Origin of the sequence: Methanocorpusculum vombati, from assembly GCF_026891935.1 — an archaeon.
Classification (GTDB): Archaea; Halobacteriota; Methanomicrobia; order Methanomicrobiales; family Methanocorpusculaceae; genus Methanocorpusculum; species Methanocorpusculum vombati.
This window is the reverse complement of sequence record NZ_JAPTGC010000005.1, coordinates 73,995-98,637: the sequence shown is the minus strand read 5'-3', so window position 1 is coordinate 98,637 and position 24,643 is coordinate 73,995. Positions and strand designations below refer to the sequence as shown.

Sequence of the window (24,643 nt, the reverse complement as noted above, 5' to 3'; positions counted from 1 at the left end):
AATAACGCAAGATCTGAAAACAATTTTTTCGCACTACAATCGTTAAGTGATACAAAAATGCAGAAATGTACAGGTAAACCCCGTGCCAACCTGATAACCCGCAATAGCCCCGCCAATACGAAATCCAACCCCAGACAAACGTTCACGCCAACCTGCCAACCGAATGTGTGATCCCCACCACTCTACCAAAAACACAAAACAGATCCCTTCCGGCAAACCCAAAGAAATCGAGACGGATCATCCAAAAGGTTGGCAGGTTGGCGTGAAGCAAGCAAACGGTCTGAAATAAAAAATAAACAACAATCTGAGAAAAATAGGTTGGCGGGAGGTTGGCAGAACCTCTCACAGAGTTGCCTGACTCTCCACAGGAACCAGGGCATACACCCGATGGTTTCCTTTTCGCTGTTCTATCTTCTCCACATACCACTCCGCCCCCGCGAACCGTGTCCCCACAAACCCCTTCAGCCACATCCCCACCTTTACCGAAGACAGCGTACCCGCAACCGCCGCCCGAATCATTCCCTCATCTGCATAATTCAGCAGCCCGTCAACCCCCTCACCGCGTTTCCGGGCCGCCCCTTCCGTAACCAGCACCTTCAGCAGAGCCTTCGCCGAAAACCGCTCCTCCCCAAACACCGCATGAAGCGCCGTCACCAGCTCTGCCCCCTCCGTATCCGCCGCATTCTCCTGCGTCTGCATCTCGCCCTGATTTGCCAGAACCTCCGTCCAGCCCGCATACGCAAGCGTACCGCCCACCACCCGCAGCCACTCCGGAAACTCCGACAGATTCCCGGACGCGAGCCGGAACTCCGGTTCGCCCGCCTGCTGCCAGAACCGCAGCAGCACCGCAGCACCCCACACCGCCTGCGGATGCATCGCCGCTGCCAGATCCAGCAGCTCCGTCTTCGTCCGGCGGAACCGCATCTCCTGCCACGCCTTCGGTGCAGACAGCCGTACCAGAAACATCCGGCCCGTCACATCCGCCCGGATATCCAGATGTACCCCGTTCACCACAAAGAACGCCGGAGCCTTACTCACAAACGACGAGAACGTTCCCATATTCCGGGACAGCACCCGTCCCGACCCGGAGGTCGCCGACAGCAGCACCTCCGGCGTCCAGTCCGCACCCGGCGCAACATTATCCAGCAGCACAAACCGGCCCTGCTCCCGCAGCGCCATCCGCACCACCTTCTCCATCTCATCACGCCGGCGGCTCGCCGCATACAGCAGCGGCGGCTCCCCGTACGCAAGAGCGCCTGTCACCTGCGCAAGCAGCGTGCCGCCCGCCCGCGGCGTATTCTTATCAATCGCCCAGATGGGAACAGGACCGGAAAGTGTCGGGCGGAGAAATGCCGTCATCAGCCCGGCAACTGCATTCGCGAAATCCGTTTCTGTGGCAAACAGAAACTCATCGAAGATATCGGCAAACAGTTCGCGGACAAACCTGACATCCTCCTCGGTCGGATGCTCCGGCACCGGAGGAACGGCATAGGTCTTCGTCAGGAAAAATCCTGTTGCCGCGTCAAACCCGGCAGTGCAGGCAACCGTCCCGTCCGGGCGGAGGAGCACCCCGGAGTAGAGACCGGCAAGCACCGGAATCTTCCGGTAGCGGTCGGGCGGCGCCGCAACCGCTGCATCCAGCAGGCCATTGTCCGGCTCGGTGATATCCTCTTTCATGAACCGTCTCCAGGTTCCTGCCTCGGAAAGTGCCAGCCGCAGCCGGTTGCGGTCAAGGGGGACGACGGCATAGCCGTCGTCTTCGGTTCGGATAACCCGGACAAGACGGCCGTCCTGCCGGAAAATAACCGGCCCCTGCGGCGAAACCGCGTTCAGCCGGACGAGGGCGAGATGCACCTGCTGCACCGAGTCAGTAATCTTTTCATGTACAAAAAACACCGCCGGAAACAGCTGCGGACCGGAGGAAGGGGAGGAGGCAGAGGCCGCATCAGTGTTCGGGACGGATTCGATCGGGGTCAGGAATCCGGCGAGGTCGAGATCGGATTCCGTATTTAGGGGGGTGAAGTTTTCACTTTTTGTCATGCTATCACCTTGAGGTAGGGTGAGCGGGGGTTCGTGAAGGTGTCCGCTTCGATTCTGCTGGCGGACGAAGGACGGGATACTTCCCGGGATACACTGGTTGGTTTTTCCGCACGCGGTCTATTCATTATGGGGGGAACGACGGCGCACGAATCTTGGTGAAGGGAACCCCCTTGCATACTACAGGGATCGGTGGGATAATAAATGTCACTTTTGTCCGCGGATCTGGGAAAAAACGCAGATTGATGTAGTCCGCCGTCGAAGAGTACTGTACTATGCGGGTCTATATTTACGGAGAAAAGGTCCTTGCAGACGTTGCTGCGCCGGTTGAGTCCGTCACTCCCGAGCTGTGCAGTCTCCTGGACGAGATGGTGCCGTTCATGCGGGAGAGTCGCGGCGTCGGTCTTGCCGCCCCGCAGATCGGGGTGTCCCGGCGGTTTTTTGTGATGGATGCAGGTGACAAAGTCCGCAAAGTAATCAATCCGGAGATTCTCGCTTCCGGCAACTCCACGGCGGAAATGGAGGAGGGATGTCTTTCGGTTCCGGGCATTCACAAGAGAGTCCGGCGGCCCAGACGAATCACCGTGCGGTATCAGACCGAGACAGGCGATACGGTCGAGGAGGAGCTGAAGGATTACCCCGCACGGGTGTTTCAGCACGAGTTTGATCACCTTGACGGTGTGTTGTTCGTGGACCGTATCGCCCCGATTGCCCGCAAACTGGTGTCACGTGATCTGGACCGGCTAGCGGCGGAGGCAGCAGCGCGGGAGGAGACGCAATGAGGGTGCTGTTTATGGGAACACCGGCCTATGCGGTTCCGGCGCTGGAAGCAGTTGCGGGCCGTCATGAGATTGTGGGCGTGGTGACCCGCGTGGACAAACCAAACCGGCGGGGGAATAAGATCGCGTTTTCGCCGGTAAAGGAGTGGGCGCTGGCGCATGAGGTTCCGGTCTTTCAGCCGGAGTCGATGAAGGATCCGTCTCTCGCAGTAGAGCTTGCGGCTCTTGCGCCGGATGTGGGTGTGGTGGTGGCGTTCGGGATGATGATCCCGGAAGACATCATTAATCTGCCGCGCCATAAGACGATCAATATTCACGGGTCGCTTTTGCCCCGCTATCGCGGGGCGGCACCGATGCAGTATGCGGTGCTGAACGGTGATGCGGATGCGGGGGTGTCGATTATGTATATTACGCCGGAGCTGGATGCGGGCGATGTGATTCTGTCGCGGTCGCTTGCGGTGGGGGAGGATGAGACGTTCGGCGAACTGCATGACCGGCTGGCGGTTCTCGGTGCGGAGGCGCTGATGGATGCACTGGATTTGATCGCGTGCGGCGGGGTGTGTGCGGTTCCGCAGGATGGGGCATCTGCGACGTTTGCTCCCTCGATTACGAAGGAGGAGTGTGTGATTGACTGGACACTTCCGGCAGGAATGGTGCACAACCGTATCCGGGGTCTGTCGCCTGCGCCGTGTGCGAATACGAGACTGCCGGACGGGAAACGGCTGCTGGTGTACCGGAGCGGGCGGGTGTCTGCGGGGTATGCAGGACAGCCGGGTGAGGTGGTGGATGTGATAAAGAAGAAGGGGCCGGTCGTGATGACGGGGGCAGGGGCGGTGTGTATTCTGTCGGCGAAGCCGGAGGGGAAACGGGAGATGCCGGGGTTTGAGCTGGTGAACGGGCATTATCTGGCGGTCGGCGACCGGCTGGGATAAACTCCCGCAAACTCTATACTTTTTTACGATACTATACTAACTACAGACACATGACGGAGTACACAAGTATCCGGGAGGATGTCCTCGCCAAACTTGAAGAGTATCTGCCGGAAATACGGGAGCAGTTCGGCATTCAGACGCTTGCAATATTTGGTTCCGTCTCACGGGGTGAGGATACTCCTGATTCTGATGTGGATATTTTGTATGAGTTTCGTCCCGGAGAGGCAACGCTCGCCCATCTGGTGGGTCTTGGAGATTTTCTTGAGGAACGTTTGGGAAGAAAGGTTGATCTGGTCGCAGCACGGGCACTGAGCCCCTACATTCGTGATGAAGTGATTGCCGAGGCGGTGTATGTATGAAGGAGGGATCAGACCGGGTGTATCTTCTGCATATCAGAGACGAAATAACATTTCTTGAAGAGAATACCCATGATCTGAGTTACGAAAGACTTGACTCTGATAAAGTAATCCAGCATGTTGTGCAGAAGTCGCTGGAGATCATTGGAGAGGCAAGTAAAAAACTGTCAACGGAAACAAAAGACCGCTGTACCCAAATTCCCTGGCACCATGTTGCCGGGATGCGTGACCGGCTTACGCATGGATATTTTGAGGTGAACTGGGAACTTGTCTGGAATGTGCTCCGGAATGATATTGTGCCACTGAAAGTTTGCATCAACAGAATTCTGGCGGAAAAAGGCTGGGACTAACTCCCGTCCACCTCATGCACCTGCCCGCACAGCCCCGCCGCAGTAAACGCGGCCAGGACTTCGGCCTCCGGCATTGTTTTCCGGTAAAACAGATGTGTCGCACAGTCGCAGTCCGAACAGCCGAACGCAGCGATTCCGGCTCCCCCGATGGCTGCGGCAAGCACGCATTCAAGGTCAGCTTCCGTTTTTGCACAGACCACTTTGCGGAGCCGGACGGCTTGTGCCGCCATAAAATAATCAATGTGCCACTTGGCCTTGCGGTACTGTTCACGGTAAAACCGGATATGACGGCTCACGCGGGAAAGGCCGCCGCTGCCGAGAGCTGATCCGGCATACAGATACCAGCCGGGAACGAACTCCCGTTCACCCAATGCCCCGATCCGGATCGTCTGCGGCTCCGTGCATTCCAGCAGCAGGCAGTAGACGCCTTTATCCATACTTTGGTACTTCCGCCTGAGAGAGGAGCACGTCCCGCATTGCACCGGACGGAACAGGCATGTCATGACCGCACCACAACGAGTCGATGCGGAGCCCGGCAAGACGGTTGATGGATGCAACGAGGTCGGCGTGGCTGCCGGTCGGCAGGTCGGTTCTGCCGAACGAACCGTGCGGGAAGAGGGTGTCTCCGGCAATCAGAGCGCCGTCTTCTTCGCGGTAGAGGCAGATGCTTCCCCGCGTATGACCGGGCGTGTGGATGACCACGAACTCACCGAGGTGATCGCCGTCCGCGAGCGGTGCGGCGGGAACTCCGGGCGAGTGTTCGCCGAAATGACCGGCGAGGGAGAGGGCGTCGTCGGAAAGGAAGGCGAGGTCGCCTTCCCCGATGCAGACGGATGCTTCGCAAAGGTCTGCGAGGGCACGGAGGTTTGCCATGTGATCAAAGTGGCCGTGGGTGAGAACGATTACCTCGATCTGATCTTTGTAGGGGGCAACCGCGGTTACCGGCTGGGAGGCATCGACGAGAATGTTCCCGCAGACGTAGGAGTTTGCACGCCAGCTGATCTCTTTCAGCCAGCGGATAGGTTCACGCATACAGTATAATGAGTTGTGAGGACAAATGATATAATCGAATGCACTCAATACTCCGCGACTGCCAGACAGGCGATGTGGCCGGTCTTGCCGGGACGGCGAAGGCCGAAGGGATGACGCCTGAGGCGCTTGGCCGATCCATTGCCGCCGGCAGAACAATTCTGCTGAAGAATGCGAAACGGGATTATACGCCGTGTGCAATCGGCGAGGGAACGAAGGTCAAGGTCAATGTGAATATCGGAACGTCCGGTCAGCGGTGCGATCCTGCGATGGAGATGGAAAAAGCAGCTGCCGCAATCGCAAACGGTGCGGATGCGATCATGGACCTGTCCACGGGCGGCGATCTTGCGGCGATGCGGCGCGAGATTCTGAAACTGGCGATTCCGGTCGGGACGGTGCCGATTTATGAAGCGGTGCGGCGTGCCGGAAATGTTATCGATCTCACCGCGGATCTGCTGTTCAAGGTTATCCGCGAACAGGCGGAACAGGGCGTGGATTTCATGACACTGCACTGCGGGGTGAATCGGGAGGTTGTGGAAACACTCCGGCTTGATCCTCGGGTGATGGGCGTGGTGTCCCGGGGCGGGTCGTTTCATACGGCAATGATGCTTGCGTCCGGCGAGGAGAACCCGCTGTATGCGGAGTATGACTACCTGCTGGAGATTCTGGATGAGTATGAGATTGCACTGTCTCTTGGTGACGGCATGCGTCCCGGAGCGTATGTGGATTCAGGGAAACTTGCGAAGTCGCAGGAGTATCTGACGCTCGGAAAACTTGCCCGCGTTGCGCATGCGAAAGGTGTGCAGCGGATGATCGAGGGGCCCGGTCACATGGATTATACTGAGATTTCCTATAATGTGAAGATGATTAAGGAGATTACGGATTTTGCGCCGCTCTATCTTCTCGGCCCGCTTGTTTCGGATATTGCGCCCGGCTACGATCATATTACGGGTGCTATCGGCGGGGCGGCGGCGGCGGCGGCGGGCGCGGATTTTCTGTGCATGGTTTCTCCTGCGGAACATCTGGCGCTTCCGGATACGCGGGATATTATTGAGGGGACGCGGGTTGCGAAGGTTGCGGCGCACGTGGGTGATCTGTCCCGCAGACGCGAGGCGGAGCTGCCCCGGCAGGCGGCGATGGCGGAGGCACGCCGGACGCTGGACTGGGAGGCACAGTATGCGCTTGCGCTGTTCGGGGATCATGCCCGTGCGGTGCATGACCGCGACGGGGACTGCGAGACCTGTTCGATGTGCGGCGATCTGTGTGCGATTAAGATCGTTGAGAAGGCGCTTGAGAAGAGGATCTGATTTTTTAGGGGAGCAGGCAGATGCGTTGTTTTGCGACGCGTGCTTCGCTCACCGCATGCCTTCAGCCTGCTTCGTTTCTCCTTTCAGGAGTTCACATCGCATTTTCTGAACGTCGTTTTCGCATTGCACGTCCTTCGGCCTTGTTTCGCTCCTCCCTACGAGCTTGCGACTCCGTGCCGTCAGGTGCATCTGCGTTTTTTTTTCATTCAGCCCGCTCATTATTTGGCCGTGCACAGAACTGTCGTGCTGTTCTGTTCTCTCCATGGCTGCGGTGCAGAATCTCACGGGCAGATGCGTGAGTCGCACCGCATACGCTTAACGAGGCGGGTGTGTTTTGGGGAGTCGTCATACATCTGCTGTACGGTTTGATGTTTTGTAAAAATGGGTCAGGTGGTTTTTGTTCCAACCACGACCCAATCATTCTTATTCCCCGCATCAAACCTTACTTTCGCATACAATTTGTCACCATATTTGACTAAAGTCCCAACCTCATCAGAAGGTGATGATGGGAGACTATCTACTTCCTGTGCATTACTGATCTTTTCCTCAGACAAATCCAATACGAATCCACTATGAGTTCCCAAAGATTTCTGAAGGAAGTCTTGTGCATTCAACGTGTTTATATCATCAACATTTAGCCAATGTGGATCATAAGAGTATTGAGAAGTTACAAACACATACCCGTCATGAAATTGCAATAATGTATCTTTTGGAAGAGAGATACTCCATTTGTTAGCATTATAATACTCACTCCACTCTTGGGCGTTTATCGTGTATCCCGGCCCCGCATCCTCATCCCCGTCATCACTGCCCGCAGGCTCCGCATTCGTAAACGTCACCGCCTGCATCAGCAGCACCTGATCCGTTCCGTCCGCAAACGTTCCTTTCACCCACACATTCGTCGCATACGACGGCATCTCCTCCGCGGGCCGGGCCACTCCTTTGGCGGTGAGCGGCACCCCGACCGGCGCCGTACCTGCCGCACCGTTCCAGGCTTCCACGAACGCACCGGACGAAGACCCTGCATCGATCACCTCAAGCCGCACCAGACCCGGAATATCCCTGCTGCCATAGAGCGTAACCACTGCATCCGAACCCGCAGGCGCCGCCTTCACGATAAGCCCGACCACATAATCCGGCTGGGTATCGGCCATTCCCATTACCACCACCGCCGCTGCAGCCGCCGCAATCACCGTCATCAGAACAATTAAAATCGTCGCAATCGCCGGGGATACAGCATTATCCTCATTATTCCTATTCATACGGACCAACTCCTACGGGTATTTCCAATGATATATTTCCTATCAGGAGAGGGCTGCATCATCACCGATGAAAATTTTCAAAAAATAATTTTTCTGAAAAATATTTTCAAATTTTTTCTTTCAATGAGAGGCACAATTTTTCTCCGGTTATATCCTTCCAAAAAATATTTTTTTCCCGAAATGGGATATCCAAAAAAAGTTTCTCAGAAAAATAACGCCGTTCACAAGCCAGAATGTCATGCAAAGGGAGGAAGACTGATTTTTGTGGTTTTTTCTGCCACGCCACAACTTTATATTTCGTGCAATCCTATCCTGAAAGGATTCAATACCGGCGGACATCCCGCGGTGATATCATGAAAATAATTCGTCGGTTCTCTTTTCTGAAGAAATTGTGTACGGGTGAGTGGTGAGTGCGGTTTTGTTTGAAATAATCACGGAATGCACTGAATACACAATTCCCTCAGAAAAAAATCTCATGCCGCGAAAGGATTTAGTAGATATTTTTCCGGAACGTTTTTTTTTTCTGAAAAATGTAGGCGAGTGAGTGAGGAGTCTGGCAGGATGAAATAAAGAAACGCGTTCCGGAAAAATACCTCCCGCAAAATCCCGCACAAAAAAATTACACAGGAGATCCTTTCCGGGCCAGACTTTTGAGCGGATACCTGATCAGCAGTGCCAGAACCGGACAGAGAATCGTCGGGATGATCAGAAGATACAGTGCCGCAGACAGAGACCCCATCACATCCGCCGCCCAGCCGATGACCGCCGCCCCGAGACCTCCCACACCCAGAGAAAAACCGAGAGTAAGCCCTGACGCAAAACCGACATTGCCGGGAAGAAGATCCTGCGTCATTGTCACCGACATGACATAACAGGACGAAGCGAAGAACGCATACATCATCACGCCCAGATACATCAGCAGCTCATTCGTAGAGAATATCAGGGCAAAGAACGGGATTGCACACGCAAGACCAAGAACAAGCATCTCTTTTCTCCCGAACCTGTCCGAGAGATACCCGCCCGCAACCTGCCCGGCCACCCCGAAGAACAGCATGACGGTCACGATAACCGACGTGGTGAACGTATCAAAATCATGATGACCGAGAACCAGCAGCGTCGGCAGATAAGTAATAATGCCGATATACGCCCAGGCACGCAGCGAACAGACGGAGACCACAAGACCTGCCGGAACCCACCAGTACTTTCTCTTTACCACAGTACCGGCAGGTGTTTGGAGTACCGGCTTTCTTTCCGCCGCCGGAACGGAACGACACTTCCGGTTGTTCCGGTACATCCACGTCGCACCCACAATACCCGGAATCACCAGCCAGGTAACCGCCGGAAGACCGCCGACGGTGATCAGAATACCAGCCAGAACCGGACCGATCGCATACCCGATACTCCCGCTCGTGGTGAAAATTGAATTGTAGAGACCGCGTTTCGCCGGCGGACTCAGAGAGTACATGACGCTCATTGCCGCCGGATGAAACAGGGCATGACCGACTGCGGCTCCGGCTGCAAGGAAGAGGAGAAGGAGATAATTGCCCGTAACTGCGGTCAGACTGACACCAACACTCCCGATTACCAGACATAGCGGGATACTCGCCCTCCATCCGGTTTTATCTCCGTACAGACCAATGAACGGCTGGGAAACCGACGAAGTCACATTGAACACCGTGACAATGAGACCCGCAAGGAAGTAGGAAAGATTCATCTGTGCAATCAGCAGCGGCAGAATCAGCGACAGCACCGGCGTATAGATATCTATCAGAAAATGCCCGCAGATAACACCGCGAATCTTTTGGGCTGCGTTCTCTTTCTCCATACCCTTGCACTGTTTGGCAGTATCACTATAAAGTGGTTCGGGGGACCAACCCGGAAAAAATACCCATCCAAGTGTCACATCCCAACAAAATATAAATGAGCCTTTCCAATAGTATTATGCCTTATTACAAGGAAGGAAAATCAAAATGGACAAATATCGTTGTGTAATCTGCGGATACGTATATGATCCCGAAAAAGGTGCAGGCATCATGCACCCAGCAGGAACCGCCTTTGAAGACCTCCCCGACACCTGGAAATGCCCGGTCTGCGGCGCACCCAAAAGCCAGTTCAAAAAGGTGTAACCGCCAATGGCAGCGCGTGAGATATGTGAACGGATTTACTCCGTCGGAACGATTGACTGGGATCTCCGGTATTTTGACGCTATAATGCCGACCCCGCGAGGAAGCAGTTACAACTCCTACCTCGTGAAAGGCAGCGAAAAAACCGCACTGATTGACACCTGCAAACCAAACGACGAAGCAGACTTCATCACCAACCTCATGCGCCTCGAGCAGCACTCGCTTGACTACATCGTCATCGATCATGCAGAACAGGACCATTCCGGTCTTCTGCCGCTGCTTCTTGAGGTGTATCCAAGTGCAAAGATCGTTACCAACGAAACCTGCAAAGGTCTCTTACTGGCAATGCATCATCTCGAAGAGGTTGAGGACAGATTCATAACCATCAGCGACCGGGAAACCCTTTCCCTGGGTGATAAGACGCTGAAGTTCTATCTCGCCCCCTGGGTTCACTGGCCGGACACGATGTTCACCGAAGTCGTGGAAGATAAAATTCTCTTTACGACCGACTTCCTCGGCACCCATTACGCCGCTCCGACGCTCTATCAGGACGATGAAAGTCCCGATTATCTTGAGGCAGCAAAACGGTACTACGCCGCAATCATGATGCCGTTCCGATCCTCGGTGCAGGATCACCTGAAACTCATTGACGAGATTGCTCCAAAGATCATCGGACCGAGTCACGGTCCGGTATTGAAGATGCCGGCGAAGATCGTGGATCTCTATCGCGAGTGGTCCGGGGATACGCCGAAAAATCTTGTCATCGTAGCCTATGTATCGATGCACGGAAGTACGGAGCTGATGACCAAGTTCCTCGTGGACGATCTCGTTCAGCGGGGGGTGCCGGTCCAGCAGTACAACCTCCTGGAAACGGATACCGGTGTTCTCGGCAGTGCCATCGTGGATGCGGCAACGATTATTCTGGCAACCCCGACAGTTCTTTTCGGTCCGCACCCGGTTGCGGTGAATGCCGCCTACCTTATTCGTGCGCTGCGCCCGAAGGTCCGGCATCTCGGTGTGATCGGTTCCTACGGCTGGGGTACGAATGCCGTCAATTATCTTGGAGAGATGCTTGCACCGCTCGGTGCAGAGATGCTTGATCCGGTTTACATCAAGGGTCTTCCCGATGAAGAGGCTATTCAAGCTATTCATGGAATGGCTGAGGTTATTGAACAGCGCCATACGGCGCTGTAAATTCCATTTCCATTTCTTTTTTTCGTGAATTACCGCTATCCTCAAATATATATTGTTCTTGCGCGAACATATCTGTCATGACAGAAGTTAGTGAAATCTACAAGTGCAACATCTGCGGAAACACCGTCAGAGTCATCGGAAAAGGTGCGGGCGAACTTGTCTGCTGCGGCGAGGCAATGCACAAGCTGGTGGAGAACACCACCGATGCGGCACAGGAAAAGCATGTTCCGGTTGTGACAAAAGTTGACGGCGGATACAAGGTTGCGGTCGGTTCGGTTGCCCACCCGATGGAAGCCGAACACTACATTACCTGGGTTGCCCTCAAAACGGATGACGGCGTGGTGCATGAAAAGTTCCTTGCACCCGGAGAAAAACCGGAAATCGTTATCAAGACTCCGGCAAAAGCGGTCAAGGCCTGCGAGTACTGTAACAAGCACGGTCTGTGGTCCAAGACAGAATAATTTCTTCAATATCTTGGGCAGTTCTGCCCTGACACTTTTTTTATTGTTATTTCCGCAGCCGCATCTTTCCCTGCCGGATGTGGACGGCAAGTCCTGAGGGGAGATAGGGAACGTATTTTGTCATGACCTGGGTCCCCATGAGGAGGTTATCTGCGGGACCTCGCTCACAGCCGACGACATCGGTTTTCTGATGCCGGACGGCTTCGAGGAACTCTGCGGGGGTCAGCGGATCTGCGGAGGTGGTAACCGCCCGGCCTACTTCGCGGAGTGTATGGGCGTCGGAGCCGCCGGTCATGCAGAAGTTGTGTTCTGCGGCGTAGGTTTCGGCACGGATGTTGAGGGCGTGCGACAGACCGCCGCAGATGACTTCAAGGCCGTCGATATTGTCCAGTATCTCCGGTGAAAGCATCCCAACCTCGATTGCCTTGAGAACGCCGCGGACCAGCATGGCGTAACCGTACGGGTGTGCGGCGATGACAAGACCGCCGTTTTCGTTTGCGGCGGTGACGATTGTTTCCGTTGACAGATCGGTTGCCATGTGGGGGCATGCCCCCTGATGGCCTCTGATGGAGGTCTCATAATAGGAGGAAAGGTCGCGGGGGGTGTCGAAGTAGATCAGAAGATGCGGGCCGTCACTGGCGGACACTTCGATGCCGGGAATGATGATGCTGGCCGCGTCTTCGCGTTCGTATGCTTCGCGAACACCTGCAATGGTGTTGTGGTCGGTGACTGCGGCACGAAGGCCGCGGCGGTGAAGATGGGCAAACAGTTCCGGGACACGGACGAGTCCGTCCGAGTGGTTCGTGTGGACGTGCATGTCGAATGCACTGCCGCCGGTCCATTGTACCGGACAGGAGGCGGAGTGCTGAACGGTCCCGGGCATGGTTACTGAGTAGGTTGGCGGGCGAGGAAGAAAAAGTAATTTATCCTGACGAAGGGGAGACCGCAATAGATATGGAACCTGCACTCCGTGTACATCGTTGACAATCATACGGCATTTCATCAGGAAATTGGAGAAAAACTTGGGGTATCACCGGTGAGGAGGCTGTTGCACTTGGAAAGACCATATGCGATGAACAGATGCAGAGAATGATCGATCAGGAGATGAACGTGGCAGAAAAATAATCCTGATTCAATAATCTCTTTTTGCGGAGTCCCAAAAAAATAACTGAGGGGATATCAGCTCCCGGATATTTGAAAAAATATGCGCTGTATCGGATTATTCAGTGAAGATCAGACTGATTGCGAACTGACCGGCCGCATCCGTTTCCCATGAACGCGTGTATTCTGCGCCAAAGGTGTACGTGCCTGCGTTGTCTGCGGTGACATACCAGACATAGGTTCCGCCGACCCCGGTCATGCCCTCTTTATGTTCATCAGGGATGTACCCGGATTTCAGGATCGTCAGACCATCAACGGCGGTTACGTGCCACTCATAACCCGTGGTCGGGTTGCCCGGAACCGTGATCTTGACCACATGGTTCACCTGCGGATTCATAGTCCCGTCAAAGGAGACTACAAAGACCGGCTCCTTGACGGTGTTCTGTCCGTCATCCCTGACGACAATGATCTGGGTAAAGGTAGCGGCGGGTGCAGTCTCGGTCTCCCACGACCGCTTGTACTCGGCAGTGAACGTATAGATACCTGCTTTGTCCGCGCTGAGGATAAAGACCTGCTTTCCTCCTGCGCCGATAAGTTCGGAATCGGATGCAAGGAAGTCCTCGGTAACATTCAGACCCTCAGCGTTTGTCACAACCCAGGTGTAACCGGTTGCAGGATTCGAGGGCATGATGAATTTCACCTGGTCACCAATGGCAATTTCCGCGACGGCTTTTTCAACGGAAACAGTGAGATCAGGGTTCAGTACGGTGGAGTTTTCATTTGGTGTTTCATATGTGGCCGCGACTACCGTACCCGCAAGGAAAACTGCGAGCACGGCAAGAGCGAGGCCGATGAAGAGTATGCTGTTTTTCTTCATAACAGGTAATGGTCATGCATGCAATAAACTGTTTTTGTAAACTACAACATTATTTGCAGCTATTTTTGCAAAGAACCGGTATCCACCATATCTCCAATGAAAGAACTTTCAGCACAGAGTATTCGCGTAAATGAAGGAAATATCTCAGCTGCTCTTTTTTCCCGGCTCTTTTATGCCGAACATAAACCGTGTTACGCGGAACCGTTTCACGGCCTCGTAGGAAAGATACGTAGTCACAAACGTCAGAACGATGATAATCAGAATCTGCACCAGAGGATTGGGAACCCACAAAAGTACAAACCAGCCTATAAGTAACAGCCATGACTGGTGGAAGATGTAAACGGTAAATGATGACGCACTGAGATACTCGGTAACCCGGTTGTGTTTTTCCAGATAATGTATGCCAAGACCGATCATCGCAAGAATTACCGGTCCTGCGGCAAGCACATTGCCAAACTCACTCAGAACTGAATTGAGGGGAACAAAGACGAGCATCACACCGAACAGAACAATACCCGCAACAGCCGCACAGGTGAGAGGAAACCTGCATCGTTCAAGCGTATTCTGTACACCGGGACTGCTGAGAACCAGATACCCCAGAATAAAAAACGCAAAAAACATCAGAAAAGAATACGATCGTTGTGCACTCATCCATACCAGCGAGATAAGAAAAGTATCCACAACCGGCGTCTCTGCAAGCCACGACAACAACCCTGTACCAAGAAAATTACCTGCAAGAAACATGAATGCCGGAAGGAAGAACACGAAAACGATCAGCCATACCGGCATATGGTCCATACGCTGCACGGTCGTTTTCTCTGCTTTTTTCGTCCACCAGTGCATAACCGGCAGTGCAAGAAGCGAGATCCCAAAAAGCCAGAGAATAAACCAGAGCTGACCGCCGTCAAACGTATTTCCCAGCATCGTTGGAACGAGATCAGTAGTAACGTAGGAAAAAAATCCGCCGGTATAGGTTCCGGTACTGAGTTCCCGAACATAATACTGGATCGGCATCAGCAGAATGAACGCACACAGAAACGGAATAAACAGCCGCAGCATCCGTTCCTTTCCGTACTCCATCTCCGTCCGCTTTGCCAGGGAATACCGCGATGCCATACCGGCTGCCACAAACATCAGCGGCATAATCCAGAGATTGATAAAAATCAGTACCGGATTCACCGCGGGCAGCACATCACCCTGAAGATTGTAGGAAAACCCGAGCGAACTGTAAATCAGCAGCGTGTGATAGGGAATAAGAAGAAGTATACAGATATTTCGCAGATTATCGATGGAATACAGATGCATACGGGAAAGACTCCGGTAATCTTACTTTGTCACCTTACAGGATATAACAATTGTGGAGATACGGGCGTTGTCCATAAAATCCCAAAACCCACAAATACCACAAAACACACTGAAAAAAACATCATGGAACTCAAGGTTCGTTCTAAAAATCCGGGGACGAAAAAAGATAACAGAGGAATGGAGTTGACTCCCGAATCCTTCCGGGAGAGAGTATTCTCTGTATATTGGGAGAAAAAGAATTACTCGAGGTAATCCTTCGGGGTCGGAATCTGTTCCTTGAGACCCTTTCTCTTTCTGATGCCCATCACAATCTCGGAGAGCATACCCTGCGGAACCGGAGAGAATCCTGCGAACTCAGTGGACCACATGGCACGGCCTTCGGTTGCGGAACGGATATCGCCTGCGAAACCGAACAACTCGGCAACCGGTGCCTCACCGTTGACCACAATCTGGTCACCCTCAGCATCGGTCGTAGACAGCTGACCGCGGCGTCCCTGAATCTGGGAAATTGCCGCACCCATCTGATCCTGCGGAACCGTAATCTGGATCTTCTGCATCGGCTCAAGCAGTGTGTCACCGGCCATCAGAAGAGCAGCCTTCAGACCACCACGGACTGCCGGAATAACCTGTCCCGGACCACGGTGGATTGCATCTTCGTGCAGCTTCACATCGTGGAGCTTAATGAGAACGTTCTGCACCTGCTCATCTGCGAGCGGTCCGCCGTCCAGTGCCTCATGCAGACCATCGATGATAAGTTCCATGGTCTCATTGAGGTACTGAATACCTTTCGTGCAGTCGATGAACATGTTGGAACCATAGATATCCTTCACGTTCTTTGCCTCATCCTTGTCCATGCCAAGTGCGGCAAGTGCATCACGGCGGGCGATGTTCTCCATGTTCATAGAGATCTCGCTTGACTGAATTGCATCAAGAATGTTCTGCGGCATCGGCTCAACAGACAGGAAGAATCTGTTGTGGCGGTTCGGGGACTTCCCTTCAACGGTCCCGTCAAGGGCCTTTGCAACCGTCTCACGGTACACCACAATCGGCGGGGAAGTAACAATATCCACACCTTTGTCTCTCTTGATACGGCCGGTAACGACCTCAAGGTGCAGCTCGCCCATACCGGCGATAAGGTGTTCGCCCGTCTCCTCGTTGATGTTCACGCGGACAGTCGGGTCTTCCTTTGCAACCTGGTGCAGAACCTCAATCAGCTTCGGCAGATCCTTCGTGTTCTTTGCCTCAACTGCAACGGTCATAACCGGCTCGGAGTAGTGCTTCAGAGACTCGAACGGCGTCATCTCCTTCAGGGAAGAAACGGTCGAACCAACGATTGCATCGTTCATACCGGTAACTGCGGCAATGTTTCCTGCCACAACCTTGTCCACATCCACCCGGGTCGGGCCCATGAAGATACCGACCTGCTGAAGTCTGTTCGGTTTACCGGCGGTACCGGAGATGTACACTTCCATACCACGGGTCAGCGTTCCGGAGAACAGTCTGCCGGTTGCAACTTCTCCTGCATGCTTGTCAAAGGAGATGTCGGTAACCATCATGGCGGCCGGTCCGTTCGCATCACAGGCATACATTGCCTTACCGATCTCAGAGTTTACATCGCCGTGCCAGATAATGTGGCATCTTCTTCCCTGTGCCTCAAGCGGGTTCGGCAGGAAGGTAACCACCATATCAAGCAGCACTGCATGCAGCGGGGAAGCCTTTGCAAGGTACTTTGCATCGCCCTCGTTGCATTTGTCAATGATCGTCTGAAGACTGACACCGGACTTCTTCATGTAGGGAATCGAGATTGCCCAGTTGTAGAGAGCAGAACCAAATGCGACGTTTCCTTTCAGAGCGTCGAGTTTCCATCCGCCGTTGTTGTAGAGCTCCTCGTTCATTCCCTTGATGAGCTTGTTGACTTTGTCAATAACCTTACCAAGACGAATCATCATCTCCTGCGGGTTCACCTTCAGCTCATTGATAAGCCGGTCAACCTTGTTGATGAACAGAACCGGGTGGACACCCTCTTTGAGTGCCTGGCGCAGCACCGTCTCGGTCTGCGGCATCGGGCCTTCGACTGCGTCCACAACGACGACAGCTCCGTCCACTGCACGCATTGCGCGGGTAACATCTCCGCCGAAGTCAACGTGGCCGGGAGTATCAATCATGTTGATGAGGTACTCTTTGTCCCCGACTTTGTGGACCATGGACACGTTGGATGCATCAATCGTGATTCCACGTGCCTGTTCCTCCTCATCGGAGTCCATCCAGCATGCTTTGCCGGAGAGTTCCTCACTGATCATTCCTGCTCCGGAGAGGAGGTTATCTGAGAGGGTGGTCTTTCCGTGGTCAATGTGTGCTACGATACCGATGTTACGGATGTGCTCAGGATCGTTCATGAGCTCCGTAATTCTTTCAACCATCTTCTTTCCGCGTGACATAAAACACCTTTTCTAAAAAAGATTTGATATTTGTTTACCGGGCAGACTTTGCAATCCGCTCGACTTCTTCCTTCTTTCCAACGGAGAAGCACTTTGCATCTCCCTTTGCGGCCATGATAAGTTCATTGGCGAGCACAAGGTATGCCGGCTTCTTGGTCTTGTGGGAACCTTTCCAGGTTGCCATGGCAATGTAGCGGAGTGCAGTGTTGACACGGCGGATTGGTGCGGAATCCACGGACTTCGGGACGTTGATACCGCCGTACTTCAGACGGACGGTCTCTTCGCGCGGACCTGCATTCGCGACAGCGTCAACGAGGACCTGAAGCGGGTTCTGCTTGGTCTTCTTGTTGATCTCGTCGAATGCGTCCATAACGATACGGGTACACAGCTGTTTCTTGCCGGTGTTGGTCTCCGTCTGCATCAGACGGTTGATGAGCCGCTCCACAATTGCCATCTGGCTCTTGGTGAACTGCTGCTGGGTGAGTCTGCCGCAGGAACTCGGAACCTCGGTGGAGGTTACGGTCACGTAGCGGACGAGACCTGCGTCCTTGACAACGACTTCACTCGTGTCCCATTTGTTGAACAGCAGGATCTTGCTGGTTGCAGTCTGTTCTTCTGCCATACTATTTACCTCCGTGCCTTCTCCTTGCGTCCGATAACAAGCTCATTGAGCGTGACACCGTTGACGCCGATAACGACGAAACGGACTCCCGGAATATCTCCCATGGAACGTCCTGCACGACCGCCGATACCACAGATGGTGACTTCGTCGTGTTCATCGATGAAGTTGATTGCACCGTCGCCGACTGCAAATGCAGTGACCTGACGGCCGTTTTTGATCAGCTGAACACGAACGCACTTTCTGATTGCGGAGTTCGGCTGTTTTGCTTCAACACCGACTTTCTCTAAGACGATTGCACGTCCGAGCGGTGCGCCCTCAAGCGGGTCTGCCTTCAGCTTCAGCTTAAGCGCTCTGCGCGCATAAACCGAGTCGCTCCACCGGAATTTCTTGGCGGAACGGACAAGCTTTCTTGCTGCGAATTTTCCCTGTCCCATTAAATTACCTCAGTTACAGTAGATTTTTGGATAGATGAATCTTGGAACACAGTCGCCTGTGCTGTGTCTCCCGAAAAAAACGTGCACGTAGATTTCCGGGAAACTATTCCTCTGTTGGAATATTGTGAATGCGGGGGAAGGGTCTTTGAGAGATAGCCTTCCCTTGCATGTTCCTATACTTATGAGCAGGCTGTCCTAATAATATTAATGGGAGATTGTGTCCTGCGGGAGCAGTACTTCTTCCGGTTTTTTCTGACTGCCGAAAAGCTGCGGAGAGAGTGTACAGGCATAACTTCCTGCATGGGTAAAGGTGATCCGATCACCTGCTGCGGCACGCGGAAGACGGATCTGTTCCGCAAGGATATCTGAGGCGGTACAGAGGTTTCCCACAATGTCCACCACTTCGGTTTCCGGTGTCGTTGCGTCCGAGGTGATCCGCCAGGCATCTTTTGCGGTGAAGAGCGGTTCTGCTGATGCGTGACCGTCACCGACAAACGCGGAGAGTGCCGGCCGGAAAAATCCGTTGAGTCCTCCGTCCACGATGAGATAGGTTTTCCCGCGGGATCGTTTGATGTCAAGTACTTCAGTGATGTATGTTCCTGCTTCGCAGACGAGAAATCTGCCCGACTCGATCAGAAGGGTTGCGGAGATCTGCGGCCGGTAGGCGGCAACAAGTTCTGCCGCATGTTTTCCGAGTGCATCAAGGTTTACGGGTGCGTCCGTCTCCTGATAGGGAACGCCGATACCGGAACCGAAGTTGATGAAGGAAAGAGGATGCCCGATCTCCTGCTGAACACGGACGGCGAGCCGGAAGACGTTTTCATAGTACCGGGCAATCTTTTTCCAGTCCAATTCCTGGGACTGTACATGCACATGGATACCGGTTATCCGGAGTGCAGGAAAGGCGGCAAATGCATCTTTGATACAGAGTTCCTCGTCGATGCCAAACTTGGACGGTATGCCGGGAGTGCCGTGCATGGTGAAGTCCGGGTTGATGCGGATACCGACCTCCTGCTCAACGCCCCGTTCTTTTGCAAGCCGGTTGATCCGTTCGAGTTCCTGAAAACTGTCAGCGATGAGGACGCAGTGACCGAAGGTTTCGGTGAGATCAGACAGAGTTTTTCCGGGACCTGAATAATAGATGTGCTGGGGAGAGACACCATTTGCGCGTGCGAGCATGACCTCCTTTTGCGATGCTGCATCCGCACCGATGTTTTGGGATGCGATAAACTGTACGAGCGGCGGGTAGGGATTTGCTTTCAGGGAGTAGAGGATTGCAAACTGCGGGAAGGCGGTTTTGAGTTTTTGTATATTTCCGCAGATGCGGGTTGTATCGTAAACATATGCGGGGGTGTTCATGCGTAGTAGTATGTCATCTCTACCTCTATTATACCTCTATTATTATAGTTTCCCGCGAGCAATATGTGGTTAACTATGAGTACCCGGATCTTTAAGGAAACACACTTTGATGCGTCCCACCGGCTGATGCATTACGAGGGGAAATGTTCCCGGCTGCATGGTCATCGCTGGGAGGTCGAGGTCTGGATGGAGGGAACGATCGATGCGACGTCGAAGATTCTTCTGGACTATAATATTATCAAGCAGGTGGTGGAGGTGTATGATCATCAGGTAATCTTGAACAAGGATGACCCGATGGTCAAAGCCCTGTCCCCGTTCCAGCTGCCGGTGCTGACGGACGGCGATCCGACCAGTGAACTGCTTGCCGAGGACATCCGGGCGCGGCTGAACCGGTTCTGCGGGGAAGCGGGCGTGGATGCCCGAGTGACGCGGGTACGGGTCTGGGAGTCGGACGGCTGTTATGCAGAGGTGGATGCTGAGTGAGAATCACTGAGACGTTTGTGAGTTTACAAGGGGAGGGGCTGCGGCAGGGAATGCCCTGTATGTTTGTGCGGTTTGCGGGATGCAATCTCCACTGTGCGTGGTGCGATACGCGGTACTCGCTGAATAATTCGCAGGGCGTTGAGACGACCGCCGAGGAGATTATGCAGGCGGTGATTGTGTCAGGAATGCGGTATGTCTGCATTACGGGCGGTGAGCCGCTGCTGCAGAAAGAGGAGCTTGTTCCGCTGGTTGCGGCGATTCATGAGGCGGGGGTCTTTGTGGATATTGAGACGAACGGCACCATTCCGTTTGGGGAGGTGCAGGAGTATGCGTCCGTCTGTATGGATGTAAAGTGTCCGTCGTCGGGGGAGATGAGCGATCTGTCCCTGCTGGACTCGCTGCGCCCGGAGGATTCGGTGAAGTTTGTGATCGGGGACGAGGCAGATTATCTCTATATGGTTGAGGTTCTGGCGGCACATCCGGATCTTCGTGCGCCGGTCTGCATCACGCCCGTGTTCGGGACGGATGCAAAGTGGCTGATTGAGACGATTATTGCGGAGAAACTGCCGGTCAGATTCCAGCTGCAGCTGCATAAAGTGGTGAATATTCCATGAAAAAGGCGGTGTGTCTGCTTTCGGGCGGGATGGATTCGACGACGCTTGCGTACGTTGCAAAGGATATGGGCTATGAGATTCTGGCGCTGCATATGAACTATGGCCAGCGGACGGAGAGGAAGGAACGGGAGTGTGCGAAGAGGATTGCAGAGCATCTGGATGCAGTGGATTTTGTGGAGATTTCGCTTGATTACTTTACGAAGTTTGGTGCAAGCAGTCTGACGGATATGAAAATTCCGGTGGAGGAGGGGACTGTGGGCAGAGCGGATCATCCGAATACGTATGTGCCGTTCCGGAATGCGAATCTGATTGCGATTGCGACGTCCTACTGTGAGGCACGCGACGGCGATGCGGTATTTATCGGGGTGCAGTCGGGCGATCACATCGGGTATCCGGACTGTACGCCGCAGTTTATTGATGCGATGCAGCGGGTGATCTCAATCGGGACGCAGACAGAGAAGGAGATCCGGCTTCTTACACCGTTTGTATCAATGAACAAGACCGATATTCTGCGTGAGGGGCTGCGGCTCGGTGTGCCGTATGAGGATACGTGGTCCTGTTATGCTACGGAGGATTCAGCCTGCGGTGTGTGCAGTTCGTGTCTGTCGCGGCTGAAGGCGTTTTCGGATCTGGGTGTTGCGGATCCGATTCCCTACGCCCGCCGCTGATCTTTTTTCTTTTTCGGATTTTATCCGTTTTTTACCGTCTGCATACGTTTTCCGGGCTGCCGCTGAGGTAGGCAGTGATGTTTTGGAAAACGATCTCTGCTCTCCGGCGCATGGACTCTTCGGAGAGGAATCCTATATGCGGGGTGAGGATGGTGTTTGGTGCGGCAAGCAGGGGGTAGTCCTGCGGCAGCGGCGGTTCAGTGTCGAAGACGTCGATGCCCGCTCCGGCAATAGTTCCTTTGGTAAGGGCACGAGCGAGGGCGGCGTTGTCCACAACCGATCCCCGTGCACAGTTGATGAGGATCGCAGACGGTTTCATGAGCGCGAGCCGTTCGGCGTTGATCAGATGATGTGTTTCAGGGGTTGCGGGGACGTGCAGGGAGATGATGTCACTTTCCCACAGGAGGGTGTCAAGCGGGACATAGGTGATGCCAAGGGCATGTGCCGCCTCTGATTCGCTGCGGGAGAATGCGAGGATCTTTGCTCCGAATGCGGAAAAGAGGCGGGCGGCGGCAAGGCCGATGCGGCCGGTTCCGATGATGCCGACGGTTCGTCCGGCAATTTCACGGCCGGTGAAGGCAGCGGAGGTGTTTCCGGTGCGGGCGGCGGTGTCTGCGGCGGAGATGCTGCGCAGCAGGGCTATCGTAAGGCCGATAGAGAGTTCTGCGACGGGCTGGTTTGCGTAGTTTGCGGCGTTGCAGATGGTGATGCCGCGGGATGTGCATGCTGCGGTGTCGATGTGATCGATGCCGGTGAAGGCTACGGCGATCATTTTGAGGCGGTCTGCCTGCCGGATGGCTTCTGCGGGATACGGGGTGTTTGCAATGATGATAATGTCCGCGTCGCGGGATCTCCGGCCAAGTTCCTGCGGGTCGGTTGTGCGGGTCGGATAGCAGGTGAGGCGGTGTCCGGCGCTGATGAGGTCAGCGGCGAGTTCCTGTATACAGGTGTCCGGGACACCGATTGGTTCAAGGAGGACGATGTGCATGGGATGTTGTTCCGTCTTTACAGGTATGCGTCCCGGTTCTTTTATACTGATGCCTGAGGATTTTTATTTTTGTACGACCAATGGAGTTGCAGTGAGTCTTTTCCATGCCGATTCTGTATGATACTCCGCGCCTGAAGATCGAAACAAAGCCGGTACACCTCCCGAACGGCCGCGACCGTGAGTATTTGTTTGTGCAGCCGGTGTCTGCGGTGTGTATTCTGCCGACCGATGCGCATTCGGTGTATCTGATCCGTCAGTACCGGGCGGTAATTGATGCATATATCTATGAGGTTCCGGCAGGCGGTATGGAGGCAGACGACTGCGATCCGATCGAGACGGCACGGCGCGAGCTTGCGGAGGAGGCACGGTTTTCTGCCGGTGAGCTGATCCCGCGGGGGTTTGTGTACTCGTCGCCGGGATTTTGTACGGAGAAGCTGTGGCTGTTTGAGGCGCGGGATCTTTCTCCCTGTGAGGAGTTCGCCCGTGACGAGGATGAGATTATTGAGGTGGTGCGTGTGGCGAAAAAAGATGCGGTTGCGATGATGAAGGATGGACGGATCTGCGATGCGAAGACGATTGCGCTGCTGACGCGGTGTCTGTACTGAATCCTGCTCAGTGAGGATATTTGTCCGTAAATATTATAAAAGAATCTATTCGTTGTGTATTCTTTGGGTTTACGTTTTCAATGGTGGGTTTTTTTCAGGAGAATATTTTTGGTTTGCACTGTTCTGATGGTAGAAAGAAATTCAATCTCTGTGTCCTTTCTGATGTGGTAAGGGCATTATTTTTTTCTGAGTTTTTCGTTATTCTTCCCTTTTTGGAATTATTTTGGTACCGATTATATCCTCACTGAGAAGGATTCAATGAGATTTTATCAGAAGCTGATTGCGAATCGGAGGAAAGGTGGCATAGTATATGAATCTAAGACACAGATGTTTCAATGGTATAAGAAGTACCCTGATGATGAATTTGTCAAGCAGGAATACCGATACTGGCAGAAAGTTTACTGGTTGACCGGTGAAGGCACCAGGAAATTGGGAATTGATGCTGAACATTTAAGAAAATTACATGAATGGTTACCTCAGAAATCTACCACTTCTGAACAAATTCATCTGAACGATATTACACTAAATCTTGATCATCTTGCACTTACCACACTGATTTTAGTGGAATATGCTGATATCTTTCCCCCAGGAATGTATTATGATCGATCGGGGCGTTGGCTCAGTCTTCCAGAATTTACCCAGAAAGAGTTTGTGGGAGAAGGCCCTTATGAAACTGAATCCGTCCAGCTACACAAAGACGACATCGTCATTGACTGCGGTGCGAACATGGGCATCTTCTCTATGCTTGCGGTGAAACGCGGAGCAAAAACCGTGTATGCATTCGACCCACAGGAACGTGCATTACGTCTTCTGAACGCAAACATCACCTCCAACAACTGTGAGGGGAAAATTATTCCTGTCCCATACGGACTCTCGGACAAAAAATGTACCCTTTCTTTTGTGGAAGACAATGATAACATTGGCGGAAGCCGCATCTCCCGTGAAGGCGACACCGCAACCACCACCATTGAATGTACCACGCTCGACGACTGGGTTGCCGAGAACAATATTCCCCGCATCGACTTCATCAAAGCGGACATCGAAGGTGCCGAACGAGACATGTTACGCGGTGCCGGAAACACCATCAAACGTGACCATCCGCGGCTCGCCATCTGTACCTATCACCTTCCCGACGATCCCGAAGTCCTCCGCGACATTATTCTCAGTATCGATCCCTCCTATCACATTGACCAGCGTGCCAAGAAGCTGTACGCCTGGTAACCCCACACCCCTTTTTGGAAAATTACCGCAGAACGCGGATTTTCATCTCATCGCTGGCACTGTCAAGTACTGCACGTGTGGTTTTTTTTCTGGAATCT

26 protein-coding genes are annotated in these 24,643 nt (G+C 53.6%); 13 read left to right on the top strand and 13 right to left on the bottom strand.

Features of this window, described 5'->3' with window-relative positions:
- Nucleotides 1-342: 342 nt before the first annotated feature.
- Entirely contained in the window at nt 343-2,040 is a 1,698-nt protein-coding gene (locus O0S09_RS04795) for a hypothetical protein (RefSeq protein ID WP_268922830.1), read from the bottom strand.
- 272 nt (nt 2,041-2,312) lie between these two features.
- Between O0S09_RS04795 and def the strand changes: the two genes are divergently transcribed.
- From def to O0S09_RS04775, 4 genes are read left to right on the top strand one after another with little or no spacing between them, the layout of a single operon-like run.
- The gene (gene def, locus O0S09_RS04790) at nt 2,313-2,819 is read left to right on the top strand and encodes a peptide deformylase (RefSeq protein ID WP_268922829.1); all 507 of its coding nucleotides are present in this window, start codon (nt 2,313-2,315) and stop codon (nt 2,817-2,819) included.
- The gene (fmt, locus tag O0S09_RS04785; protein ID WP_268922828.1) at nt 2,816-3,748 is read left to right on the top strand and encodes a methionyl-tRNA formyltransferase; all 933 of its coding nucleotides are present in this window, start codon (nt 2,816-2,818) and stop codon (nt 3,746-3,748) included. Before def ends, fmt begins: the two co-directional genes overlap by 4 nt.
- A 50-nt stretch (nt 3,749-3,798) precedes the next feature.
- Nucleotides 3,799-4,107 (top strand): nucleotidyltransferase family protein, encoded by a 309-nt coding sequence (locus tag O0S09_RS04780; RefSeq protein WP_268922827.1) that lies wholly within the window; start codon nt 3,799-3,801, stop codon nt 4,105-4,107.
- Nucleotides 4,104-4,454, top strand: a complete 351-nt coding sequence (locus O0S09_RS04775) for a HepT-like ribonuclease domain-containing protein (RefSeq protein ID WP_268922826.1) — start codon at nt 4,104-4,106, stop codon at nt 4,452-4,454. Before O0S09_RS04780 ends, O0S09_RS04775 begins: the two co-directional genes overlap by 4 nt.
- Here the strand turns inward: O0S09_RS04775 and O0S09_RS04770 are convergent.
- Together O0S09_RS04770 and O0S09_RS04765 are read right to left on the bottom strand one after the other, a co-directional pair.
- Nucleotides 4,451-4,891 (bottom strand): GIY-YIG nuclease family protein, encoded by a 441-nt coding sequence (locus O0S09_RS04770; RefSeq protein WP_268922825.1) that lies wholly within the window; start codon nt 4,889-4,891, stop codon nt 4,451-4,453. The two genes, O0S09_RS04775 and O0S09_RS04770, sit on opposite strands and share 4 nt — an antisense overlap.
- Nucleotides 4,884-5,486 carry an MBL fold metallo-hydrolase gene (locus O0S09_RS04765; protein ID WP_268922824.1) on the bottom strand — a complete coding sequence of 201 codons (603 nt, stop codon included), beginning with the start codon at nt 5,484-5,486 and terminating at the stop codon, nt 4,884-4,886. Before O0S09_RS04765 ends, O0S09_RS04770 begins: the two co-directional genes overlap by 8 nt.
- 38 nt (nt 5,487-5,524) lie before the next feature.
- Here O0S09_RS04765 and thiC point away from each other — a divergent pair, with 38 nt between their 5' ends.
- The gene (thiC, locus tag O0S09_RS04760; RefSeq protein ID WP_268922823.1) at nt 5,525-6,790 is read left to right on the top strand and encodes a phosphomethylpyrimidine synthase ThiC; all 1,266 of its coding nucleotides are present in this window, start codon (nt 5,525-5,527) and stop codon (nt 6,788-6,790) included.
- 386 nt (nt 6,791-7,176) lie between these two features.
- Here thiC and O0S09_RS04755 read toward each other — a convergent pair whose 3' ends face one another.
- A complete protein-coding gene (locus O0S09_RS04755; protein WP_268922822.1) occupies nt 7,177-8,052 on the bottom strand; it encodes an archaellin/type IV pilin N-terminal domain-containing protein in 876 nt (291 codons plus the stop codon).
- A gap of 619 nt (nt 8,053-8,671) precedes the next feature.
- Entirely contained in the window at nt 8,672-9,877 is a 1,206-nt protein-coding gene (locus tag O0S09_RS04750) for an MFS transporter (RefSeq protein WP_268922821.1), read from the bottom strand.
- Nucleotides 9,878-10,022: 145 nt separating this feature from the next.
- Here O0S09_RS04750 and O0S09_RS04745 point away from each other — a divergent pair, with 145 nt between their 5' ends.
- The 3 genes from O0S09_RS04745 to O0S09_RS04735 all read left to right on the top strand — a co-directional run bounded on the left by O0S09_RS04745 (nt 10,023) and on the right by O0S09_RS04735 (nt 11,830).
- Nucleotides 10,023-10,178 (top strand): rubredoxin, encoded by a 156-nt coding sequence (locus O0S09_RS04745; protein WP_268922820.1) that lies wholly within the window; start codon nt 10,023-10,025, stop codon nt 10,176-10,178.
- 6 nt (nt 10,179-10,184) lie between these two features.
- Nucleotides 10,185-11,369, top strand: a complete 1,185-nt coding sequence (locus tag O0S09_RS04740; RefSeq protein ID WP_268922819.1) for an FprA family A-type flavoprotein — start codon at nt 10,185-10,187, stop codon at nt 11,367-11,369.
- A 77-nt stretch (nt 11,370-11,446) separates the two neighbouring features.
- A complete protein-coding gene (locus O0S09_RS04735; protein ID WP_268922818.1) occupies nt 11,447-11,830 on the top strand; it encodes a desulfoferrodoxin in 384 nt (127 codons plus the stop codon).
- A 46-nt stretch (nt 11,831-11,876) separates the two neighbouring features.
- Here the strand turns inward: O0S09_RS04735 and O0S09_RS04730 are convergent, their stop codons facing one another.
- The 7 genes from O0S09_RS04730 to O0S09_RS04700 all read right to left on the bottom strand — a co-directional run bounded on the left by O0S09_RS04730 (nt 11,877) and on the right by O0S09_RS04700 (nt 19,966).
- Nucleotides 11,877-12,713, bottom strand: coding sequence for a PHP domain-containing protein (locus O0S09_RS04730; RefSeq protein ID WP_268922817.1), 837 nt, complete (start codon nt 12,711-12,713; stop codon nt 11,877-11,879).
- Between the two features lie 336 nt (nt 12,714-13,049).
- Nucleotides 13,050-13,808, bottom strand: a complete 759-nt coding sequence (locus tag O0S09_RS04725; protein WP_268922816.1) for a protease inhibitor I42 family protein — start codon at nt 13,806-13,808, stop codon at nt 13,050-13,052.
- 144 nt (nt 13,809-13,952) lie between these two features.
- Entirely contained in the window at nt 13,953-15,113 is a 1,161-nt protein-coding gene (locus tag O0S09_RS04720; RefSeq protein ID WP_268922815.1) for an acyltransferase family protein, read from the bottom strand.
- Between the two features lie 239 nt (nt 15,114-15,352).
- Nucleotides 15,353-17,551 (bottom strand): elongation factor EF-2, encoded by a 2,199-nt coding sequence (locus tag O0S09_RS04715; protein ID WP_268922814.1) that lies wholly within the window; start codon nt 17,549-17,551, stop codon nt 15,353-15,355.
- A gap of 34 nt (nt 17,552-17,585) precedes the next feature.
- The gene (locus O0S09_RS04710) at nt 17,586-18,173 is read right to left on the bottom strand and encodes a 30S ribosomal protein S7 (RefSeq protein WP_268922813.1); all 588 of its coding nucleotides are present in this window, start codon (nt 18,171-18,173) and stop codon (nt 17,586-17,588) included.
- Nucleotides 18,174-18,178: 5 nt separating this feature from the next.
- Nucleotides 18,179-18,607: a 30S ribosomal protein S12 gene (locus O0S09_RS04705; RefSeq protein ID WP_268922812.1), complete on the bottom strand. Its 429-nt coding sequence runs from the start codon at nt 18,605-18,607 to the stop codon at nt 18,179-18,181.
- A gap of 204 nt (nt 18,608-18,811) precedes the next feature.
- A complete protein-coding gene (locus tag O0S09_RS04700) occupies nt 18,812-19,966 on the bottom strand; it encodes a type III PLP-dependent enzyme domain-containing protein (RefSeq protein WP_268922811.1) in 1,155 nt (384 codons plus the stop codon).
- Nucleotides 19,967-20,041: 75 nt separating this feature from the next.
- Here O0S09_RS04700 and O0S09_RS04695 point away from each other — a divergent pair, with 75 nt between their 5' ends.
- Genes O0S09_RS04695 through queC form a run of 3 tightly spaced genes read left to right on the top strand, consistent with a single transcriptional unit; the run spans nt 20,042 to nt 21,731 of the window.
- On the top strand, nt 20,042-20,449 hold the full coding sequence (locus O0S09_RS04695) for a 6-carboxytetrahydropterin synthase (protein WP_268922810.1): 408 nt from the start codon (nt 20,042-20,044) through the stop codon (nt 20,447-20,449).
- Between the two features lie 17 nt (nt 20,450-20,466).
- Nucleotides 20,467-21,063 (top strand): 7-carboxy-7-deazaguanine synthase QueE, encoded by a 597-nt coding sequence (locus tag O0S09_RS04690; protein ID WP_338148500.1) that lies wholly within the window; start codon nt 20,467-20,469, stop codon nt 21,061-21,063.
- A complete protein-coding gene (queC, locus tag O0S09_RS04685) occupies nt 21,060-21,731 on the top strand; it encodes a 7-cyano-7-deazaguanine synthase QueC (RefSeq protein ID WP_268922808.1) in 672 nt (223 codons plus the stop codon). The genes O0S09_RS04690 and queC overlap by 4 nt, the downstream gene beginning before the upstream one ends.
- 31 nt (nt 21,732-21,762) lie before the next feature.
- Here the strand turns inward: queC and O0S09_RS04680 are convergent, their stop codons facing one another.
- Nucleotides 21,763-22,719: a 2-hydroxyacid dehydrogenase gene (locus O0S09_RS04680; RefSeq protein ID WP_268922807.1), complete on the bottom strand. Its 957-nt coding sequence runs from the start codon at nt 22,717-22,719 to the stop codon at nt 21,763-21,765.
- Between the two features lie 104 nt (nt 22,720-22,823).
- On the opposite strand from O0S09_RS04680, the gene O0S09_RS04675 reads away from it, so the two are divergent.
- Together O0S09_RS04675 and O0S09_RS04670 are read left to right on the top strand one after the other, a co-directional pair.
- Nucleotides 22,824-23,324 carry an NUDIX hydrolase gene (locus tag O0S09_RS04675; protein ID WP_268922806.1) on the top strand — a complete coding sequence of 167 codons (501 nt, stop codon included), beginning with the start codon at nt 22,824-22,826 and terminating at the stop codon, nt 23,322-23,324.
- Between the two features lie 651 nt (nt 23,325-23,975).
- Nucleotides 23,976-24,545: an FkbM family methyltransferase gene (locus tag O0S09_RS04670; protein WP_268922804.1), complete on the top strand. Its 570-nt coding sequence runs from the start codon at nt 23,976-23,978 to the stop codon at nt 24,543-24,545.
- Nucleotides 24,546-24,643 lie beyond the last annotated feature (98 nt).

Coding starts and splice junctions, on each gene's coding strand:
- O0S09_RS04795 (WP_268922830.1), bottom strand. CDS start 2,040: ATGACAAAAAGTGAAAACTTCACCCCCCTAAATACGGAATCCGATCTC.
- def (WP_268922829.1), top strand. CDS start 2,313: ATGCGGGTCTATATTTACGGAGAAAAGGTCCTTGCAGACGTTGCTGCG.
- fmt (WP_268922828.1), top strand. CDS start 2,816: ATGAGGGTGCTGTTTATGGGAACACCGGCCTATGCGGTTCCGGCGCTG.
- O0S09_RS04780 (WP_268922827.1), top strand. CDS start 3,799: ATGACGGAGTACACAAGTATCCGGGAGGATGTCCTCGCCAAACTTGAA.
- O0S09_RS04775 (WP_268922826.1), top strand. CDS start 4,104: ATGAAGGAGGGATCAGACCGGGTGTATCTTCTGCATATCAGAGACGAA.
- O0S09_RS04770 (WP_268922825.1), bottom strand. CDS start 4,891: ATGGATAAAGGCGTCTACTGCCTGCTGCTGGAATGCACGGAGCCGCAG.
- O0S09_RS04765 (WP_268922824.1), bottom strand. CDS start 5,486: ATGCGTGAACCTATCCGCTGGCTGAAAGAGATCAGCTGGCGTGCAAAC.
- thiC (WP_268922823.1), top strand. CDS start 5,525: ATGCACTCAATACTCCGCGACTGCCAGACAGGCGATGTGGCCGGTCTT.
- O0S09_RS04755 (WP_268922822.1), bottom strand. CDS start 8,052: ATGAATAGGAATAATGAGGATAATGCTGTATCCCCGGCGATTGCGACG.
- O0S09_RS04750 (WP_268922821.1), bottom strand. CDS start 9,877: ATGGAGAAAGAGAACGCAGCCCAAAAGATTCGCGGTGTTATCTGCGGG.
- O0S09_RS04745 (WP_268922820.1), top strand. CDS start 10,023: ATGGACAAATATCGTTGTGTAATCTGCGGATACGTATATGATCCCGAA.
- O0S09_RS04740 (WP_268922819.1), top strand. CDS start 10,185: ATGGCAGCGCGTGAGATATGTGAACGGATTTACTCCGTCGGAACGATT.
- O0S09_RS04735 (WP_268922818.1), top strand. CDS start 11,447: ATGACAGAAGTTAGTGAAATCTACAAGTGCAACATCTGCGGAAACACC.
- O0S09_RS04730 (WP_268922817.1), bottom strand. CDS start 12,713: ATGCCCGGGACCGTTCAGCACTCCGCCTCCTGTCCGGTACAATGGACC.
- O0S09_RS04725 (WP_268922816.1), bottom strand. CDS start 13,808: ATGAAGAAAAACAGCATACTCTTCATCGGCCTCGCTCTTGCCGTGCTC.
- O0S09_RS04720 (WP_268922815.1), bottom strand. CDS start 15,113: ATGCATCTGTATTCCATCGATAATCTGCGAAATATCTGTATACTTCTT.
- O0S09_RS04715 (WP_268922814.1), bottom strand. CDS start 17,551: ATGTCACGCGGAAAGAAGATGGTTGAAAGAATTACGGAGCTCATGAAC.
- O0S09_RS04710 (WP_268922813.1), bottom strand. CDS start 18,173: ATGGCAGAAGAACAGACTGCAACCAGCAAGATCCTGCTGTTCAACAAA.
- O0S09_RS04705 (WP_268922812.1), bottom strand. CDS start 18,607: ATGGGACAGGGAAAATTCGCAGCAAGAAAGCTTGTCCGTTCCGCCAAG.
- O0S09_RS04700 (WP_268922811.1), bottom strand. CDS start 19,966: ATGAACACCCCCGCATATGTTTACGATACAACCCGCATCTGCGGAAAT.
- O0S09_RS04695 (WP_268922810.1), top strand. CDS start 20,042: ATGAGTACCCGGATCTTTAAGGAAACACACTTTGATGCGTCCCACCGG.
- queC (WP_268922808.1), top strand. CDS start 21,060: ATGAAAAAGGCGGTGTGTCTGCTTTCGGGCGGGATGGATTCGACGACG.
- O0S09_RS04680 (WP_268922807.1), bottom strand. CDS start 22,719: ATGCACATCGTCCTCCTTGAACCAATCGGTGTCCCGGACACCTGTATA.
- O0S09_RS04675 (WP_268922806.1), top strand. CDS start 22,824: ATGCCGATTCTGTATGATACTCCGCGCCTGAAGATCGAAACAAAGCCG.